Here is a 19,546-nt window from a genome sequence, read left to right on the forward strand (position 1 = left end):
TATTTTGTAAACAGAAGTATAGCAGAATTACTTACCAATTTCTCCTGGTTTTGAAAAAACGTCTTTTAAAATTCAAAAAACAGTTTTTACCTGATTTCTTGCTTTTCATTTTTGTAGAAATTCATAAAAATTTTAATTTTGTGGGTCAGAAAACGAATATGCTCATCCAAAATGGCTTTATCACTGCTTTTTTGGCTAATTTCAAGAATTTAACACACAGAAATTTCAAAAAAATAAAATTGACTAGACCGATCTGCTTTAATAATATGGAGTCAAATATCAAAAAATGTCGTAATTTATCAAAATATGATTCTAATTACATTGTAGGAGGGAAGTACAAATGGCGGATGTCTCATACCGGCTCGGAATAGACATAGGCGGAACATTTACTGATTTATCGCTGATAAATGAAGCAACAGGGGAGCTGACTGAACTCAAAACGCCTACAGTGACTGATGACCCAGCCCAAGGAATTATCAATGGGTTAAATCTTCTAAAAAAAAGAGGTGTTGATTTATCCAACATCCAATACCTCGTTCACGGAATGACAATCGGTCTGAATACATTATTACAGCGAAAAGGAGCAGATTTAGCCCTTTTTGTGACAGAAGGATTTCAAGATATATTGTCACTTCAACGTTTACGACTACCCGTTCCTTATGACTTCAATTCTCGTTTGCCAGAACCATTGATACCACGGAAGCATGTATATCCAATCTCTGAAAGGTTGATACACGATGGTACGATCAAAAAACCTCTCCATCTGCAGCAATTAGATGATGCGGTCCAGCATGTTATATCTAAAAAGCTAGCAGGTATCGTCATTTCATTTTTACATAGTTATCAAAACCCAGTTCATGAATTACAGGCAAAAGCCTATATCAATCATCATTATCCACAGTTAGAAGTCCTCACCTCATCTGAATTATGGCCTCAAATGAGGGAATACGAGCGTACAGTGATGTCTGTTGTTAATTTGTACATTCAGCCAAAGGTGAAACAGTATTTGCAAACATTGAAAAGCCGTTTGAAGGAAGAAGGTGTACCAATTTCTCCATACATTACACAATCAAATGGTGGTTTAATGGATGCAGAAAGTGCGGCAACCTCGCCTGTTAAGACTCTCTTTTCTGGTCCGGCAGCTGGTGTCATCGGTGCGGCGAGAATTGCAGCATCAGCGAGTGAACCCAATCTGATCACTTTTGATGTTGGGGGGACGAGTGCAGATATCTCAATCATTCAAAATGGACAGCCTACAATGGCTCAATCCAATCAGCTTTCAGGCTTCCCAATCATTCTTCCATCTGTTGCGATGTATTCAATAGGAGCAGGAGGAGGTTCGGTAGCATGGATTGATCAGGGCGGACTTCTCAAAGCGGGGCCGGAATCAGTTGGCTCAAACCCGGGACCAGCTTCGTATGGAAAGGGAGAAAAAGCAGCTTTAACTGATGCGTTTCTCATATGCGGTTATCTCAATCAAGAACGTTTTGCCGGAGGACATTTACATTTACAACTGTCTGCGGCGAAAAAGGCCTTTCAGCCAATTGCTGATCAGCTCAACAAAACGCTTGAAGAGGCGGCTGACCAGCTCATTCAAGTAGCCGTAGCCAATATGTACACAGAATTAAGCAATGTGATGGAGCAGCAAGGATTTGACCCTAGAGATTTTAGTTTGCTGGCGTTTGGCGGAGCAGGACCGGTTGTGGCGAATTTCCTTGCAAGAGAAATTCATGCGAAAAATGTAGTTGTTCCTCCAAGTCCTGGTACATTATGTGCGTTAGGTGCTTTAACAGCTGATTTTATCCATGATGCGGTGCTGTCGAAGAAAATATGTTTACAAGACTATTCGATCAACCAACTAAAACAAGATTATGAGAAGCTGTCACGAAAAGCGACTGATTGGGTCAGCCAGCAGAACATTCAGCATATCAATCAGACATCCATTCTCTTATTAGCAGACGCACGATATCAAGGGCAGGCATTTGAGATTGAATTGCCATTATCGATTGATTGGTTAAAGCAAGAACAAGACATCCACCAACTTATTGAAGCCTTTCACAAATTGCATCAGCGTCAATATGGTCATAGGGATGATCAGGCAAAAATCGAGTTTACTCATTTACGCGTTCGAGTCATAGGTGAGACGCCTCCGCTGCCTTTTTCACCTGTTCAAGAAAGCATGGGACAGTCTTTGAAACCAAATGAATATAGACGAATTTTTATAGAAGAAAAAGAATACGAAGCATCGGTTTATAATCGGGATACGCTGTCAGTAGGTTCTATTGTAAATGGGCCTGCCGTGATTGAGCAGGATGATACGACAACATTAATTTTGCCAAACTGGACAGGCAGTATTGATCCATCAGGTAACTTAGTGATTTCAAAGGAGGCGGCTTTACATGAGAACTGACCCAGCAAAGCTTGAGATGATGCGCAGTTATTTTAATGCGATTGCATCAGGTATGGGGCATGTCATTGAACGGACGTCGTTTACGACCTTCGTCAAAGAATCTGCTGACTTTGCGACAGCACTAGCCACACCTTCTGGAGATTTCTTTGTTTATCCGAAGACAGTGGGTGTGACGATCTTTTTAGGGCTGAGTCTAAAAAAAGCAATTGAAGAAAGCGGACAGATGCAGCCAGGAGACATTATCATCACTAATGATCCTTATACGACAGATGGTTTGGCGACTCACCTGCCAGATGTCCATATCATTAAGCCGATTTTTGTAGATGGTGAAATCGTAAGCTATGCTTGGTCTTTTGTTCATGTCAGTGATGTGGGTGGCCTTGTGCCTTCGAGTATTTCACCGACAGCAACGGATGTTCATCAAGAAGGATTAAGAATTCCGCCAGTAAAAATTTATGAAGGTGGGAAAGAGAATCAGGTCGTACGTACTTTTTTGAGAGCTAACAGCCGCGCTAGTCATCTAAACGATGGTGATATCAATGCGATGATTGCTGCAGTGAATACAGCAGATATTCGGTTAAAAGAAATGATTGAGAAATTTGGAAAAAACGAAGTGAAACAAGGAATGATAGACTTGCTGAAGCAAGCCGAGGATCGTGCTGGAAAGGTCATTGAAGCTATACCGGATGGAACGAGTGAATTTGCTGATTATTTAGATGATGATATGATTTCAGACGTCCCTATTCGGTTGAAAATCAAGCTAACGATCAAAGGCAAACGGCTGACGCTCGATTTTTCTGAGTGTGACCCGCAAGTAAAAACAGCCTTTAACCTTGTTACCAATGGTCAGAAGCATTCCTTTCTTTATCAAGGGTTGATTAATTACATCATTAGTAAGGATCCTTTTATACCGATTAATGGTGGAATAACGTATCCAATCGATGTGATCTCTCCTAAAGGAACGCTGGTGCATCCAGAATATCCAGCCTCTGTCGGGATTCGTCATTCGATTACGATGAGGCTGTACAATGTCGTGCTAGGTGCGATTGGTAAGCTGCTGCCTGAAGCAGTACCGGCAGCAGGTGCAGGTCAATCTGCCATTGTGGTTCTCTCTGTACCTTATGATCAAACGGGTGGCAGGAAAATGTCCGTTGTCGAACCATTAGGCGGAGGCGGCGGTGCTCAAAATGGTACTGATGGAGTTGACGGTATTGATCATTCGTCAGGCTTTTTGAAGAATACCCCAATTGAGAGTTTGGAACAGCATATTGATATTCATGTTCACCGATATGAGCTTCTGCCGAATACAGGTGGAGCTGGTGAAAATCGAGGCGGACATGCGATTGGTTTGGAATTTGAAATGATGAAGCCTGAATCGATGGTGACAGCACGAGGAATGGAACGGATGAAGTTTCAGCCTTGGGGTTTAATGGGCGGCCGAGCAGGAGCGGTTGGTGAGGTCAAGCTGATCACAGCTAACGGTGAGAAACAAGACCAGCCCAAAATAGATGTTCTGCGACTTGAAAAAGGCGATATCGTTCAATTGATTTCACCAAGTGGAGGCGGCTGGGGGAATCCATTTGCCAGAAAGAAAGAAAAAGTCCTTCAGGAAGTGGAAGCTGGTCTATTAAGTGAAGAAAGAGCGCTGCAGCAATATGGTGTTCAAGTGTATTTAGAGCAAAATGAATGGAAGATTGATGAGGAGCAGACGAGCAAGGTGCGTGAAAAGGCTGGTGATCCTGCAGCTACTGATGTGTGGGATTTCGGAGAACAAAGAGCAGCTTATGAGAAAGTATGGACGGACGAAGCCAGCAGTGAGCTAGCCGTTCAGCTGCGTTCCTATCCGGCTAATGAACGTACGCACTATAAACATGCAGTTCATCAATATTTCAGTCATAGAAATGAGCCGTTAACAAAGGAAGACATTACTCAAGCACTTCGTCAAATGAATGGACAAAAAGGGGGAAATGAATCATGAAAAGAAGATTAATCGCTATTGTTGCAGGTATCCTATCCATCGTTGTACTGCTGACCGCTTGTGGTGGAAATGGAAAGGATCAAGGCAAACAGCAGCAGACTGTGATTGTTGGCGTATATGGAGGCGATTGGGAAAAGAATATCAAACCAATCCTTGAAAAGTTTGAAAAAGATACGGGAATTAAAGTGCAGACCGTCTCTGGAGCGGATTCTGAATGGTTTACAAAATTAAAAGCGTCAAATGGGAAAAATCCACCATATGACTTACTAATCTTACAGCCTGACACGATTCAAAGAGGTATTGCAGCAAACGTTCTTGCGCCTATCGATGAAGATCAAGCGCCGAATGTCAAAAAGCTTTACCGTTCTGTCCAAAAGAAGCTGACTGTGAATGGAAAACAATATGCAGCAGGCTTTAGTATGGGGCAGCTTGGAATTGCTTATAGAAAAGACCTCGTCAAGCAGGAACCAAACAGCTGGACTGATCTATGGAGCAGTCAGCTGAAAGGGAAGGTAGCCATTTCATCTCCGACTTATTCAGCTGGTTTGCAATTTTTCTCTGCACTTGTTCATGCACAAGGGGGAACAGAATCAAATCCTAAGGATATTGATAAAGCATTTAAAAGTCTCGCGCAACTAAAAGGTCATGTCGCTGCTTTTCCGGATAACCCAGGATCGATTCAAACCTTGTTAGAACGTGGGGATGTCGCAGCTGTTCCGTATTGGGACGGGCGAGTATTTGCACTTGAAGAAGAAGGAATGGATATTGGTTTCTCATATCCGAAAGAAGGCGCTGTTGCAGCTGTAGCGAGCTGGGCTTTAACGAAGGGAAATCAGCACGAAGAAGCGGCATACAAACTATTAAACTACTTGAGTGGAAAAGAAGCTCAGGAGGCTTTCTCTGAAAAATCTTATTATGGCATGTCGAATTCTGATGTGAAATACAATGACAAGATTAAGGGGAAAGTGAAAGTTGGAGAAAATTATTACAGCAAGCTGACTTGGGTAGATTATGAAACAGCAACCTCTGAGCTTGGCAATTGGACAAATCGATGGAACGAAGTATTAGGCGGAGGAAAATAGGTGATCGCATGAGTGGAATTCATTTAGAACACATCAGTCAGCACTTCGGTGAGCAGATTGCTCTCAACGATGTCAGTCTTACTGTGAATGAGGGAGAGTTTTTCTCCCTTCTCGGTCCTAGCGGCTGCGGGAAATCAACGTTATTAAACATCATTGGCGGTTTTTTAGAACCAACAAAAGGCGTCGTCTATATTGGTGATCAGGATGTGACAGCTTTGCCGCCTTACCAAAGAAAAACAGGTATGGTCTTTCAAAGCTATGCACTCTTTCCGCATCTGACTGTATTTGATAATGTGGCGTACGGGCTTAAGGTTCAAAAGAAAAAGAAGGCGGAAATCAAAGAGAAGGTGATGGAAAGCTTGTCTCTTGTTCAATTAGAAGCATTTGCGAAACGGATGCCCCACCAATTAAGCGGTGGTCAGCAGCAGCGGGTAGCGATAGCAAGAGCACTGGCGATTCAGCCGTCTGTTCTCCTTCTTGATGAACCGCTCAGCAACCTAGATGCCAAACTAAGAAAAAACATGCAGACAGAGCTGCGAAATATTCAAAGAAATGTTGGGATTACAACCATTCTTGTGACACATGATCAAGAGGAGGCCTTAAGCCTTTCTGATCGAGTTGGAATTTTAGGAGAGGGTAGAATTCAGCAGATTGGGACGCCTTTAGAGGTGTACCGCCAGCCAAACAATCGATTTGTAGCTGAATTCATCGGACAGGTGAATATCTTTGAGGCTGTGTACAATGAAGCTGATGCTGCATTTACGGTTCCGCATGTAACCCATTCAAACGGTCAGCATCTTCAGTTGCAGGCTGCGGCACATCAAGAGAAAAGGGAAAAGCAACTGCTTATGCTGCGTCCTGAAAGAATCAGCATCTCTTCTGAGCAGAAGGAAGTTCAGCCAAACCATGTATCTGGCGTGCTGTCAGATGTGAGTTATATTGGGCATTCATTACGTTTGGTTGTGGGGCTTGATAATGGTGAAATCATTGTCCATGCTTCTGATGCTGCATTTCCCGAGCTGCCTGGAGTTGGAGAAACCGTCCATATCCATTGGCAGCCTGAAGATATCGTTTTCTTAGATTCGAAGGTGCATACGTGATGCGAATCAAGAAAAAGAATCAACGATTTCATTGGTTTATGCTGCTGCCAGCCTGTTTGTTTCTTGTTGTATTTTTACTAGCTCCGCTTGTGATGATGCTCGTTCTCAGTTTTCGCGATGTCGATTCGATGATGAATACATTACAAACGTATAGCTTTTCTCAATATATTCATGTGTTCACGACAGATGCATATGTAAAGGCGATTGGAAGTACTGTGTGGGTGGCTTTACAGACAACGGTGATTTGTTTATTGATGGCATACCCAGCAGCATACGTGCTTGTCAAGGCACCTAATCCGCGTCTGCGCGCATTTTTCTATATCTTACTTGTGTCGCCGCTTTTGACAAGTGTTGTGATTCGGACGTTTGCATGGATTGTTCTTCTTTCGCAAAATGGTCTGATCAATGGCATGTTACTAGATTTACATGTGATTGAGAAGCCGCTCTCGATGCTGTGGAATATGAATGCGGTCATTATTGCATATGTCCAGGTCATGCTGCCATTTGCAGTACTGCCGATCGCAACAAGTTTAACCGATATGGATCGTCATTTAAAACCGGCTTCTATGAGTCTTGGGGCTGGCCGGATTCGAACCTTTTTTCATGTCACCTTACCACTGACCATTCCAGGCATGGTGACAGGCGCGATCATCGTCTTCTCACTGGCAGCAGGAAGCTATATCACCCCGCTGTTAGTCGGCGGACGGATGCAGCCGCTGCTGCCGCTGTCAATTTATCAGCAGGTGATGCAGGTGTATAACCTGCCTCTTGCTGCAGCTATGTCCTTTACATTATTGGTTTGTGTGCTTGTGGTGGTCAGTCTACTAAGCTATTTATTGAAGCGTTGGGAGGCGAGGATGCATGCGTAAAAAGTCAATAGGTGACCGCTTGCTTTCTATCCTGATTTGGACTGCTGGGTCATTGGTTTATCTTTTTTTAACCATTCCTGTTCTTGTGATCGTCCTATCTGCTTTTAGTCCAAATGCCTTTCCTGAATTTCCACCGACTTCGTTCTCTGTTCGCTGGTTTCATGAGGTCGTGTCAAATCCAGAATGGATGGAATCGCTTCGGATCAGTGTGATTCTGCTTTTCATTGTGACGCCTCTCACGGTTCTTTTAGGGACAATGGCTTCGTATGCTTTAGCAAGGCTTTCCTTTAAGGGAAAGGAGGCTGTCCAAGCTTTCATTCTGTCACCTCTCATGATTCCTCAAGTGGTGTTAGGGATTGCTATGCTTTACTTGTTTACGGCTATGGGCTTTACAGGGTCTTTGTGGGCGCTCGTCATTGGTCACGTCATCATTGGTTTTCCCTATGTGGTTCGAACGGTAGGTGTGAGTGTTTCGAATTTAGATCCGCGTCTTGAGCTGGCTTCAATGAATCTAGGCGCAGGACCCATTCGCACGTTTTTTCGAGTCACATTGCCTTTGATTAAGCCGGGAATCATTGCAGGCGGGGTGTTTTCAGCTGTGACGTCATTTGGAGAAATATCGATCAGTTTGTTCGTTTCCTCACCTCAAACCATCACAATTCCGGTCAGGACCTTTAATTACATTGAGCAGACCTTTGATCCAAGTGTCAATGCGATATCTGTCATATTTATTATCATTTCTATCATTGCGCTGCTCATTATTGAGAAAACGATTGGTCTGTCTAAGGTGATGTAAATATAATGAAGAAACAAGGAGTTGTCATTTGAAATGGCAGCTCTTTTTTTTGTTGTTTTTACAGTAAAAAAATTCATTTTTTTAGGGAATGTAGTTCTTAAGATTTAAGAATTTGCGGGAAACGAAAGGAGACCTCTATCCTAGATTTTCGGCCATATTTTCAATATTTAAGGGAAAATATGAAATTTTTGCGGTATTTAGTCGATTATTTTCGGTTGAACGCAACTATTATTAGTTATTTTCGGTAAATATCGTCAATTATCATGTAAACCCTTCGGTATAACGCATGAATCTTTACACCCATTTTTCGGTGAAAAAAACAATATTTTCATATAAAGTGGACGTAAATAGAAAATATCTAAAAGAAGAAAAAGGCAAATCTATGGAAACATAGAGACGCAAAGCCATGTCCTAAGGTAAATGATTCTTTTTTTGCTAAGGTCGGCAGGCTACCGAATCAAAATGGGAGTCCCTCCGTTTTATTCGGGGTGGGCTCCTTTTCTGTTAAAGCGTCTATTTTAATGAAATAGACTTGGTTCTTTTGATATAGAGGGTGCAGGGTGAAATTGGTGGAGAAAACATAGAAGAGGCGGAGGATGAAAATGAATACAGTTTATTACCCCTTAACACATGCGCAAAAGCGAGTATTCTACACGGAAAGATTTTATCCAGGTACAAGTATTTCTAATTTGGGTGGATTCGCCAGGTTGAGATCAGCATCTGGTCTCAATCCTTCTTTGGTCGTCGATGTGCTTCAAGCGTACATTCGACAAACTGACTCTCTTCGGCTGAGACTCGTGTATCGAGATGAAGAGGAGGAGCCTGTTCAATATATCAAACCTTATGAAAAACAGCCGATTCGAATGGAAAAGGGCTGGAGTGAAGAGGAAGTAAGGGCTTGGGCGAACGAGCAAATTCGTGAGCCGATGCCATTGATTGACAGCCCCTTGATTGAATTTACGGTATTTCAAATCAGTGATCAAGAGTGCTGGCTGTTCTGTAAAGCACATCATATTGTCGCGGATGGGATTTCTATCATTTTAATGGGAAATCGCATTATTGATTTATATCATGACATGCTGCAAGGAGTAGACATCTCGCCAGTTGAGGAGATTTCCTTCGTTGATCACATTATGAGTGAGCAGACCTATGAATCTTCTAAACGTTTTCAAAAAGATCAAGCTTTTTGGAATGAGCAATTTGCTCATATTCCAGACTTCGCATCTTTAAAACCGCATAAGGGATATGAGATGAGTTTACATGCGGAGCGATTTTCAGGGGATGTTCCAGATTCTTTAAAGGAGAAGCTTCGTGTCTTTTGTGAAGAACAGAAAGTCAGTATGCTTTCGATGTTTATGTCCACTGTCTATATTTACTTACATCGTTTTAGCGGTATGGAGGATGTCGTTCTTGGAACCTTTATGGGTAACCGGACGAATGCCAAAGAGAAAAAGATGATTGGGATGTTTGTATCGACGATTCCAATGCGTGCATCTGTTCAAGGGTCGCAATCGTTTGTTGATTTCGTAAAGCAGGTCATGGCGGATCAAATGAAGATCTTGCGACACCAAAAATACCCTTACAATCTGCTCATGAATGATTTGCGGGAAAGAGAAGGGTTTACAGGACGCCTTTTTGATATTTCTTTAGAATATCAGGTCATGCAGTGGCAGAAAAAAGAGAACCTGTCGTTCATTACTGAACCGATTTTTAGCGGGAGCGGAATGAATGATATTTCAATACATGTGAAAGACCGCTGGGATACTGATACATTGACCATTGATTTGGATTACCGTACAGATGTATTCACAGAAGAAGAAATGAGTAAGATGTTTGATCGATTCTTGATTTTACTAGAAGCGGCGGTCACTCAGCCTGATCAGCTGATCGGGACACTGCCTTTACTTTCAGCAGGTGAACAAGAGGAACTGCTGCAATTATCTGAGGGAGAACCGTTTGAAAGACCAGCAGCAAAACCGGTTCATCACATGTTTGATGAGACAGCCAACAAATATGCAGATCGAACAGCCGTTGTAGCAGAAAATGGAACAATTACTTATGGAGAGCTGCAACAACAGGCAGAAAAGCTTGCACGTTTTCTACAAATGAAAGGTATCTCACGTGATGTGCCTGTTGCTGTTTTGATGGAGCGGAAGGTAGATGCCATGGTAGCAGTCTTCGGCATACTAAAGGCTGGCGGGGCATATGTACCAATAGATCCAGCATTACCTGAGGAGCGCATTCAATTTATTGTGGAGGATTCAGGTGCTTCTATCGTGTTAACAGAGGAATCGTTCATTCAAGAGTACCCAGCCCTCTCGGAAAAATTGATCGTGCAGCAGCAACTATTATTAGATGATGGACGGCTGCCTGAGCTTCTCGATCAGACGGCGCCCGAAGATTTAGCCTACATGATTTATACATCGGGTACGACTGGAAAGCCGAAGGGCGTCATGATTGAGCATCTTCAGCTTCATCATTTGGTCCATGCTTTGCATCATGAGATGTATCAAGGGGCGAATGAGCTTCAAATGGCGCTTCTAGCCCCATTCCATTTCGATGCATCGGTGAAACAAATATTTGCTGCCCTTTTATTTGGACATACGCTTCATATCATCCCGCGAGAAACGACGAGAAATGGCATGCAGCTAGCGGCTTATTACAGAAAACATCAAATTGAAGCGGCAGATGGAACTCCGGCGCATGTGCAGCTTTTACTTGCAGCGGATTTGGACGGTCTGTCATTGACGCACATGTTGATTGGGGGAGAAGCGCTGCCTGCGAAAGCAGCACGTTCACTTATCGAAGCGGTTCGTATGAGTCAGCCTGATTTTACTCTATGGAATGTGTATGGTCCAACTGAGACGTGTGTGGATGCGGCAGTTCATCGCCTGAATCTCAGTGAGCTGAGCGAATCAACTGAACAGCGCTATGTGTCGATTGGAAAACCGCTTGGTCATCATCGTATTTATATTTTAAATGAACATGATCAATTACAGGTGCCAGGGGCTGCAGGAGAACTTTGCATTGCCGGTATAGGTGTTGGGCGAGGCTATGTGAATCAGCCTGAATTGACGAAGAAGGTATTCACGGCAGATCCGTTTTCTCCGAATGAGCGGATGTATCGAACAGGGGATCTAGTCAGATGGCTTCCAGATGGCACGATTGATTATCTTGGCAGAATGGACGATCAAGTGAAAATAAGGGGTTACCGCATAGAAACAGGTGAGATTGAAGCGGTGATGGAGCAGGTAGATGGAATTGATAAGGCTGTCGTGCTAGTAGTTGATGAAGCGGATGGGGAAAAGGCGTTAAGTGCTTACTATCAAGCTCGTCATGATGGTGTGTCTGTTGACATGCTGCAAGCGGCTATCAAACATCAGCTCCCAGCTTACATGATGCCGCTTTATTTCAAAGAACTCGATGCTTTTCCACTCACAGTCAGCGGCAAAGTCGACCGTCGTGCACTTGCTGCCTTAAAAGGTGATAGAGCGGTTCATGCTGTTTATACGGCACCTAGAAACGATATAGAAACGAAGCTTGTTCATTTGTGGGAAGACATTCTTGATCAAGAGCAAATCGGTGTATATGATTCTTTCTTCGATCGAGGCGGGCATTCGCTCAAAGCGATGACTGTACTTACAAAGGTTCAGCGAGATTTTCAAGTGGATGTGCCGCTCTCTGTTTTATTTGAACAGCAGACGATTGCTGCTCTTGCTACTTATATTGAGCAAGCAGAAAAGTCTACAGCAACGGAGATACCAAAAGCGCCGGCTGTAGATCATTATCCATTATCGCCTCCACAGCAGCGCGTCTATATGGTGAGTCAATTGGAGCAAAGCACTGCCTATCATATGCCTGCTGTTGTGAGGTTAAAAGGAGCTCTGCAGCTTGAGAAGCTGACTGAAGCCTTTGACAGACTGATCTCACGTCATGATATGCTGCGTACTTCTTTTCATACGATAAAAGGTGTCCCTCGTCAGCGGATCGCTTCATCCGTTTTCTTTGAAATAGAACAGCTGACAGGCGGTACGATGGAAGAAAACATGCAGCACTTTGTCAGACCTTTTGATCTTGAGTGTGCGCCACTTCTTCGAATAGGATTGCAGTCATTGCATGATCAGGAGCATTTGCTCTTTTTCGATATGCATCATCTGATTTCAGATGGTCTTTCGATCGATTTAATACTGCGTGAGCTGTCAGATGCTTACGAGGGATCGGTGAAAGAACCATTGAAGCTTCAATATCAAGATTATGCTGTTTGGCAACAGCACCAAGACTTTCAAAAAGAAGAGGCATTCTGGCTGCAAGAATTTTCGGGGGATATCCCTGCTTTACAGCTGCTGACCGATTATCAGCGTCCAGCTGTCCAGTCTTTCGCAGGTGATCGTGTCATCAAAGAAATCGATGAGGCGTTAAAGAATCAATTACAGGAGATTGCAGCAAACCATCACACGACACTGTATACGGTGCTGCTTTCTGCTTACTATACATTGATTGCGAAATATACGGGTCAAAAGGAATTTGTGGTCGGAACACCGGCAGCAGGGCGTGTGCATACAGATTTGAATGACATGATCGGTATGTTTGTCCAGACACTTGCTTTGCGGTCAGAGGTAGATCCGAATGGAACCATGTCTCAGTTGATTGAGCAAGTAAAGGAAAAGACGATGCAGGCATTTGAGCATCAGCAATATCCGTTTGAGCGGCTGCTTGAAAAACTGAATGTACCAAGAGATTTTAGCCGTCATCCATTGTTTGATACCGTCTTTACACTTGCGCCGGGTCATTCAACAGCACAGCATATTGGAGACATGCTGGTCGAAGTCGAAGAAACCAATTTCCATATTGCAAAGTTTGATTTAACACTGCAAGCGATGGAGTCAGATGAAGGTTTATCCTTTGTACTCGATTACAGTACGGCGCTATTTAAACGAAGTACAGCAGAGCAGATGCTCAAACATTATGTTTATCTGCTGGAACAGATGGTTCAAACGCCGCAGGAAGCTATCCAATCCTATCGATTATTGTCTGAACAAGAAGCAGAAGCTCAGCTAAATAGGTGGAATCCGTTACCTGCGCCTTATCCAGCAGAAGAAACCATTGTGACGCAGTTTGAAGCACAGGTGCAGCAGCTTGGTCATCAGCCTGCATTGCAATGTGAAGATGTGGTCCTTTCTTATCAAGAGCTGAATGACCGAGTGAATCAGCTGGCACATTATTTGCGTAAAAATGGTTTTGAAAAAGGAATGAAAGCAGCCTTATTCTTTGAACGATCCAATGAAATGGTGCTCTCTGTTCTAGCTGTGCTTAAGGCGGGGGGCGTCTATGTACCAATTGATCCCGATTTCCCTGATGAGCGCGTGAAGCACTTTTTAACAGACAGCGGTGCACAATTCTTATTGACACATCAAGTGCTGCGCCATCGCTCGGTGCTCACTGCATTTGAGGGAATCATCATAGAAACAGAAAATCAAGCGATTGCTCAGCAGTCAGACAGCCCAATAGATGCTCATATTTTACCTGAGGACTTGGCGAATTTGACCTATACATCTGGTACAACCGGTAAACCTAAAGGAAATATGGTGACACACCGGAACATTTTGAGAACGGTGAAGCAATCGAATTATCTCACCATTCACCATGAAGATACGGTGATGAGCATCTCAAACTATGTATTTGATGCTTTTATGTTTGATGTGTTTGGTGCTTTATTGAACGGAGCAAAACTCATTGTTCTGCCAAAGGACCATATTTTAAACATGAATGAGCTTTCTGGAGCGATTGAGAAGGAAAAAGTCAGTATTTTAATGATCACGACAGCTCTTTTTCACTTACTCATCGATATGAAAAAAGACAGCCTGAAGAACGTAAGAAAAGTGCTGTTTGGCGGGGAACGTGCTTCCGTGCCTCATGTGGTGACTGCACTTGAGACAGTGGGGAAAGACAAGCTTGTTCATATGTACGGCCCTTCTGAGAGCACAATTTTCACCACATATTATCCTGTGAACCACATTGAGAAGAAGGCGTTATCCATCCCAATCGGAAAGCCAGTGAGTCAAACGGCTGTTTATATTGTAGATGAATTTGGACATGTACAGCCGCCGGGCGTGGCAGGAGAGCTATGTGTCGCTGGTGATGGACTTGTGAAAGGATATTATAAGCAGCCAGAACTAACGAGCGAAAAGTTTGTCAAAAATCCTTTCCGCCCTGGAGAGATCATGTATAAAACGGGCGATCTTGCACGCTGGCTGTCAAATGGAGATATTGAATTCATTGGACGGATCGATCATCAAGTGAAGATTCGCGGACAGCGTATCGAGCTTGGGGAAATTGAACATCAACTGCTGCAGCATCCTCAGGTGAAGGAAGCTATCGTGATTGCTGCTCCGAATGACACGTTATGTGCGTATTTCACAGCAGAAGGATCTGTCTCATTAACTGATTTGCGCGAGCAAGCAGGACGTGAACTGCCCGTGTATATGCTGCCGGCATTTTTCATGCAATTAGAGGAGCTTCCTTTAACGAATAACGGCAAGGTCGATAGGCGGGCGCTGCCGGCACCTGATCTTAGTGAGCAAGGGGCAAATGAATACACCTCTCCTCAATCAGAAACAGAGCGTCTGCTGGCGAACATTTGGGAGGAAGTTCTTGAAGTACCGCGAATCGGCAAACACGATCATTTCTTTGAATGCGGGGGCCATTCGCTGCGCGGCATGAAAATGCTGAACAGGTTGTATGAAGAGATGCAGGTGGAGCTCACTTTGAAATCTTTATTTGAATCCCCAACATTAGAAGCGTTCGCGCTTGCGGTAGATCAAGCGGATCAAACGGAGATCAAGCGAGTGGAAGTTGCCAAAGAGGCGGCCTATTATCCAGTGACATCTGCTCAAAAAAGACTGTTTGTTTTGGAGAAAATGACTGATGCGGAGCAAAGCTACCATATGCCGGCGGCCTTAAAGCTAGAAGGCGTCTTTGATGAAAAACGATTTGAAAAGGCAATTGATCAGCTAGTCCAACGTCATGAAGCGTTCCGAACGAGCTTTGATTTTGTTCAGAATGAACCTGTTCAACGTATTGAAACAAATGTCTCAATAAACATTGAAAAAATTGAACAGAACGGCCGAGACATACAGCAATTGATGAATGACTTTATCAGGCCATTTGATGTAGAAAAAGCGCCTTTACTCAGAATAGGTCTAGTTTCCGTCTCCGTAAATGTCCATTATTTACTGATTGATATGCATCATATCATTTCAGATGGGGCGTCTGTTGGCATTTTAATTGAGGAGCTTTCAGCCCTGTATCGAGGAGACAAACTAGAGGAATTGCCTGTTCAATATAAGGATTATGCAGTTTGGTCAAAAAGTGAGGCATCTGCTGCGCAAAAAGCAGATGAAGAGGCATTCTGGCTGGATCAATTACAAGGAGAGCTGCCTGTACTGGCACTGCCGGAAGACCTGCCAAGGCCAAAAGTGCAAACATTCGCTGGAGATCGTGTCTCATTTACAATTGAAGGTTCGCTTAAATCAAAATTGGACGAACTCGTTAGAACGCTCAACAGTACGACCTATACAGTCCTGCTTGCTGGCTACAGTATTCTTTTAAGCAAGCTTTCAAGACAAGAGGATATCATCATTGGTTCTCCGGTTGTGGGTAGAACCCATCCTGATATTCAATCTGTGATTGGCATGTTTGTGAACACGCTGGCACTTAGAACAAGACCAGCAGGACATCAGACTGCTGCTGAATTTGCGTCAAATGTCCATCAGCTTGTGTTAGAGGCAAACGAGCATCAGCTGTACCCATTTGAAGAATTGGTAGATCAGGTGCAAACGGTTCGAGACACAAGCCGTCATCCAATTTTTGATGTGGTCTTCTCAATGGAAAATGCGGATATTCGTGATTTATCGATGGATGGGCTTCACGTTGTTCCACAGCCATTCGAGGAGAATATCGCCAAATTTGATTTGACCTTAACTGGAAACGAATCCGCAGATCAAATTGAGCTCGTGTTTGATTTTAATTGTTCTATCTTTCAAAAGACGTCAATTGAAAAGTGGAAAGAATATTTCCTTCATTTGCTGGAACAAATGGTGTCAGCGCCAGATCAATCTTTAGATCAAATGAAATTATTGTCACCGCAGCAGCAGCAAAAACAGCTGAACGAATGGTCAGGACCTGTCCTAGACGTCCCGTCAGATCAAACCGTTCATGCCCTGATTGAGGCGAAGGCACAAGGAGCACCGCATCAAAAAGCGGCGACATTCTGTGGAAAGAGCTGGACGTATAAAGAGTTGAACAGCCGGGCGAATGTAGTCGCTTCAAGGCTCATCGCAAACGGCACAAAACCAGGAGACCGCGTCGGCATTCTCACCCGTCCATCTCTTGATATGACAGCTGCTGTCCTCGGCGTTCTCAAGGCTGGTGCGGCATTCGTTCCAATTGATGCGGATTATCCAGCGCAGCGTATTGCGTACATGCTGGAAGACTGCGGGGCAGAGGTACTTCTGATGCAGAAAGGACTCACTGCACCACCTTCATTCACAGGTCATGTCCTGTTCATAGAAGATGCGGTAGAGGGAGAAGCTCACGAGATTCAGATTCATGTGAAGCCAACAGACCTTGCCTACATGATTTACACATCTGGGACGACGGGACAGCCGAAGGGTGTCATGGTCGAACACCAGTCTCTTGTGAATCTTGCATTCTGGCACAATGATGCGTTCCAAGTGACGAACAAGGATCGAACTGCGAAATATGCCGGCTTTGGCTTTGACGCCTCCATTTGGGAGATGTTCCCGACGTGGATCGCCGGCGCAGAGCTGCACATTATCGACGAAGCAATTCGTCTCGATATGATCAAGCTTAATGCGTATTTCAATGAAGAAGGGATCACGATTGCCTTCCTGCCAACGCAGTTATGCGAGCAGTTTATGTCAATGGACAACCATTCTCTACGCTATTTACTAACAGGTGGAGACAAGCTGAAACAGGTGAAGCCAGTACCATATCAACTCGTCAATAACTACGGTCCAACTGAAAATACGGTTGTAGCGACAAGTGGAGTCATCGACCCAGAACAAAGCACGCTTCCGATTGGAACAGCGATTGCCAATACTCGTTTTTACATTATGGGTTCGTTATATGACCTATCGCCGGCAGGCGTACCGGGCGAGCTCGTAATTGCAGGAAAAGGACTGGCAAGAGGCTACTGGAATCTTCCAGAGGAAACAGATAAACGATTTGTCCCAGATCCATTTTATCCAGGCGAGCGCATGTACCGCACAGGCGATTTAGTGAAATGGACAGAGGATGGCGAGCTGATCTATCTCGGCAGAATAGACCATCAGGTCAACATCCGCGGCTTCCGTATTGAGCTGTCAGAAATTGAAGCCCAGCTTCTGACGCTGGATTCGGTGAAAGAAGCCGTCGTGACAACAGTCAAAGATGCGAGTGATCAAGATGCACTTATCGCTTATGTCATCACGGCTGAAGAAACAACAGCCCTGAAAGAAAGCCTAAAACGAACGTTGCCAGAATACATGGTGCCATCATGGATCATCAAGCTAGACCAATTTCCAATGACGGCAAATGGAAAAGTTGATCTGAAAGCATTGCCAGCTCCTGATATCGAAGCGAACCAAACGATATACGAAGCACCAAGAGACGAAGTTGAAACGCTGCTTTGCGGCATTTGGGAAGATGTCCTTGGCGTCAGCCAAGTCGGTATTCACGATCACTTCTTCTTCCTTGGAGGAGATTCGATTAAAGGCATCCAAATGGCAAGCAGACTCACGCAAGCAGGCTGGAAGCTCGATATGAAACTTCTATTCCAGTACCCAACGATTGCGGAGCTCCGCCCATATATCGAGGAAGCCGATCTTCTCACAGCCGACCAATCACCTGTCGAAGGAGAAGTCATTTTAACACCGATTCAACGCTGGTTCTTTGAACGGAACTTTACGAATCAGCATCATTGGAACCAATCGGTTATGCTCCAAGCACCAAATGGTTTGGATGAGGAAGTCGTTCAGCAAGTACTGGAACAGCTCATGATTCATCATGATGCCTTGCGACTGGTGTATCCGCTCGAAGAAGGGCGCGTCATCCAGCGTCATCGAGGAATCGAGGAAAACAATGTGGCAATTGACGTGGTGGAAGTAAAAGGAGAGCTGTCGCAGCAAATCAGGCAGGTAGAAAAGCTGTCAAATGAAGTGCAGGCGAGTATATCGCTAGCAGACGGGCCTTTAGTGAGATCTGCTATTTTCCGAACGGATCAAGGGGATCATTTATTGCTTGCTATACACCATCTTGTCATTGATGGGGTGTCATGGCGCATTTTCCTTGAAGATTTCATGGCTCTTTATGAACAGTCGAAGCGCGGGGAAACTCTTACCCTCCCTGAAAAAACACACTCCTTCCAAGAATATGCCCAGAAGCTGACTGAATATGCTGTGTCAGATGAGCTGCTATCGGAAAGAGAGTATTGGAAAAAGGTACTTGCGCATTCCGTTCCTCCGCTTCAAAAGGATCATGTCACGGAGGATCAACGAATGCTTCATACAGAAACCATTCGTTTTACATTGTCTGAAGAGGAAACGCACAGGCTGCTGACGGATGTACATGAAGCCTACCAAACAGAAATCAATGATATTTTGCTGACGGCATTAGGATTGTCCATGAAAGAGTGGACAGGTGAAGACAGGCACTTTATTCATCTTGAAGGGCACGGGAGAGAGGACATCCTCCCTGCGGTTAACGTGTCACGGACCATCGGCTGGTTTACTAGCATGTATCCTGTGTTACTGGATATGTCGCATGCAGACGATCTTTCTTATCAAATCAAGCATTTAAAAGAGGAACTCAGACACATTCCGAACAAGGGGATCGGCTATGGCGTTTTAAAATACTTAACGCCTGACAAGATGAAGGACGATATTGATTTTCAAGTCACACCAGATATCAGCTTTAACTATCTTGGCCAGTTTGATGAACAGATCGGTGGCGGTGAAATGAGACGCTCTGCATGGCATGCAGGACAATCGCTGAGCCCTGAATCCGAGAAACCTCATGCGCTAGATATTGTTGGTTTCGTAGAACAAGCAATGCTCCATGTGACGATTTCCTATCATCACCTTGAATTCGAAGAGCGGACGATGGAACAGTTCAAGGAACTCCTAGAAAAGAATGTGAAGACATTGATCTCACATTGTCTATCACAGGATGAGAGTCAGATCACACCTAGTGATGTGGGGGATGAGGATCTTACCATGGATGAACTTGAAAAGCTAATGGATCTATTTTAAGC

The 19,546-nt window shown here is 44.1% G+C and carries 7 protein-coding genes and 1 riboswitch; all 7 genes read left to right on the top strand.

The genetic code is table 11. The features are described from left to right. The first annotated feature begins 340 nt into the window (after window positions 1-340). The 7 genes from NSQ72_RS01950 to NSQ72_RS01980 all read left to right on the top strand — a co-directional run bounded on the left by NSQ72_RS01950 (window position 341) and on the right by NSQ72_RS01980 (window position 19,544). Window positions 341-2,410 carry a hydantoinase/oxoprolinase family protein gene (locus NSQ72_RS01950; protein ID WP_058837300.1) on the top strand — a complete coding sequence of 690 codons (2,070 nt, stop codon included), beginning with the start codon at window positions 341-343 and terminating at the stop codon, window positions 2,408-2,410. Beyond that, complete coding sequence (locus tag NSQ72_RS01955) at window positions 2,400-4,388, top strand: hydantoinase B/oxoprolinase family protein (protein ID WP_064498648.1); 1,989 nt, start codon at window positions 2,400-2,402, stop codon at window positions 4,386-4,388. Before NSQ72_RS01950 ends, NSQ72_RS01955 begins: the two co-directional genes overlap by 11 nt. After that, on the top strand, window positions 4,385-5,470 hold the full coding sequence (locus NSQ72_RS01960) for an ABC transporter substrate-binding protein (protein WP_064498649.1): 1,086 nt from the start codon (window positions 4,385-4,387) through the stop codon (window positions 5,468-5,470). The genes NSQ72_RS01955 and NSQ72_RS01960 overlap by 4 nt, the downstream gene beginning before the upstream one ends. 8 nt (window positions 5,471-5,478) lie before the next feature. Next, window positions 5,479-6,570: an ABC transporter ATP-binding protein gene (locus NSQ72_RS01965; protein WP_059374410.1), complete on the top strand. Its 1,092-nt coding sequence runs from the start codon at window positions 5,479-5,481 to the stop codon at window positions 6,568-6,570. Next, window positions 6,570-7,439 (top strand): ABC transporter permease, encoded by an 870-nt coding sequence (locus NSQ72_RS01970; protein ID WP_039176427.1) that lies wholly within the window; start codon window positions 6,570-6,572, stop codon window positions 7,437-7,439. Before NSQ72_RS01965 ends, NSQ72_RS01970 begins: the two co-directional genes overlap by 1 nt. Next, window positions 7,432-8,235, top strand: a complete 804-nt coding sequence (locus NSQ72_RS01975; protein WP_024424298.1) for an ABC transporter permease — start codon at window positions 7,432-7,434, stop codon at window positions 8,233-8,235. The genes NSQ72_RS01970 and NSQ72_RS01975 overlap by 8 nt, the downstream gene beginning before the upstream one ends. A gap of 363 nt (window positions 8,236-8,598) precedes the next feature. After that, window positions 8,599-8,692, top strand: a riboswitch (cyclic di-GMP riboswitch). A gap of 145 nt (window positions 8,693-8,837) precedes the next feature. After that, window positions 8,838-19,544 carry a non-ribosomal peptide synthetase gene (locus NSQ72_RS01980; RefSeq protein WP_341083173.1) on the top strand — a complete coding sequence of 3,569 codons (10,707 nt, stop codon included), beginning with the start codon at window positions 8,838-8,840 and terminating at the stop codon, window positions 19,542-19,544. The last annotated feature ends 2 nt before the right edge of the window (window positions 19,545-19,546 follow it).

It is taken from the genome of Bacillus sp. FSL R5-0659 (assembly GCF_038008785.1).
In the GTDB taxonomy this organism is placed as follows: Bacteria; Bacillota; Bacilli; order Bacillales; family Bacillaceae; genus Bacillus; species Bacillus safensis.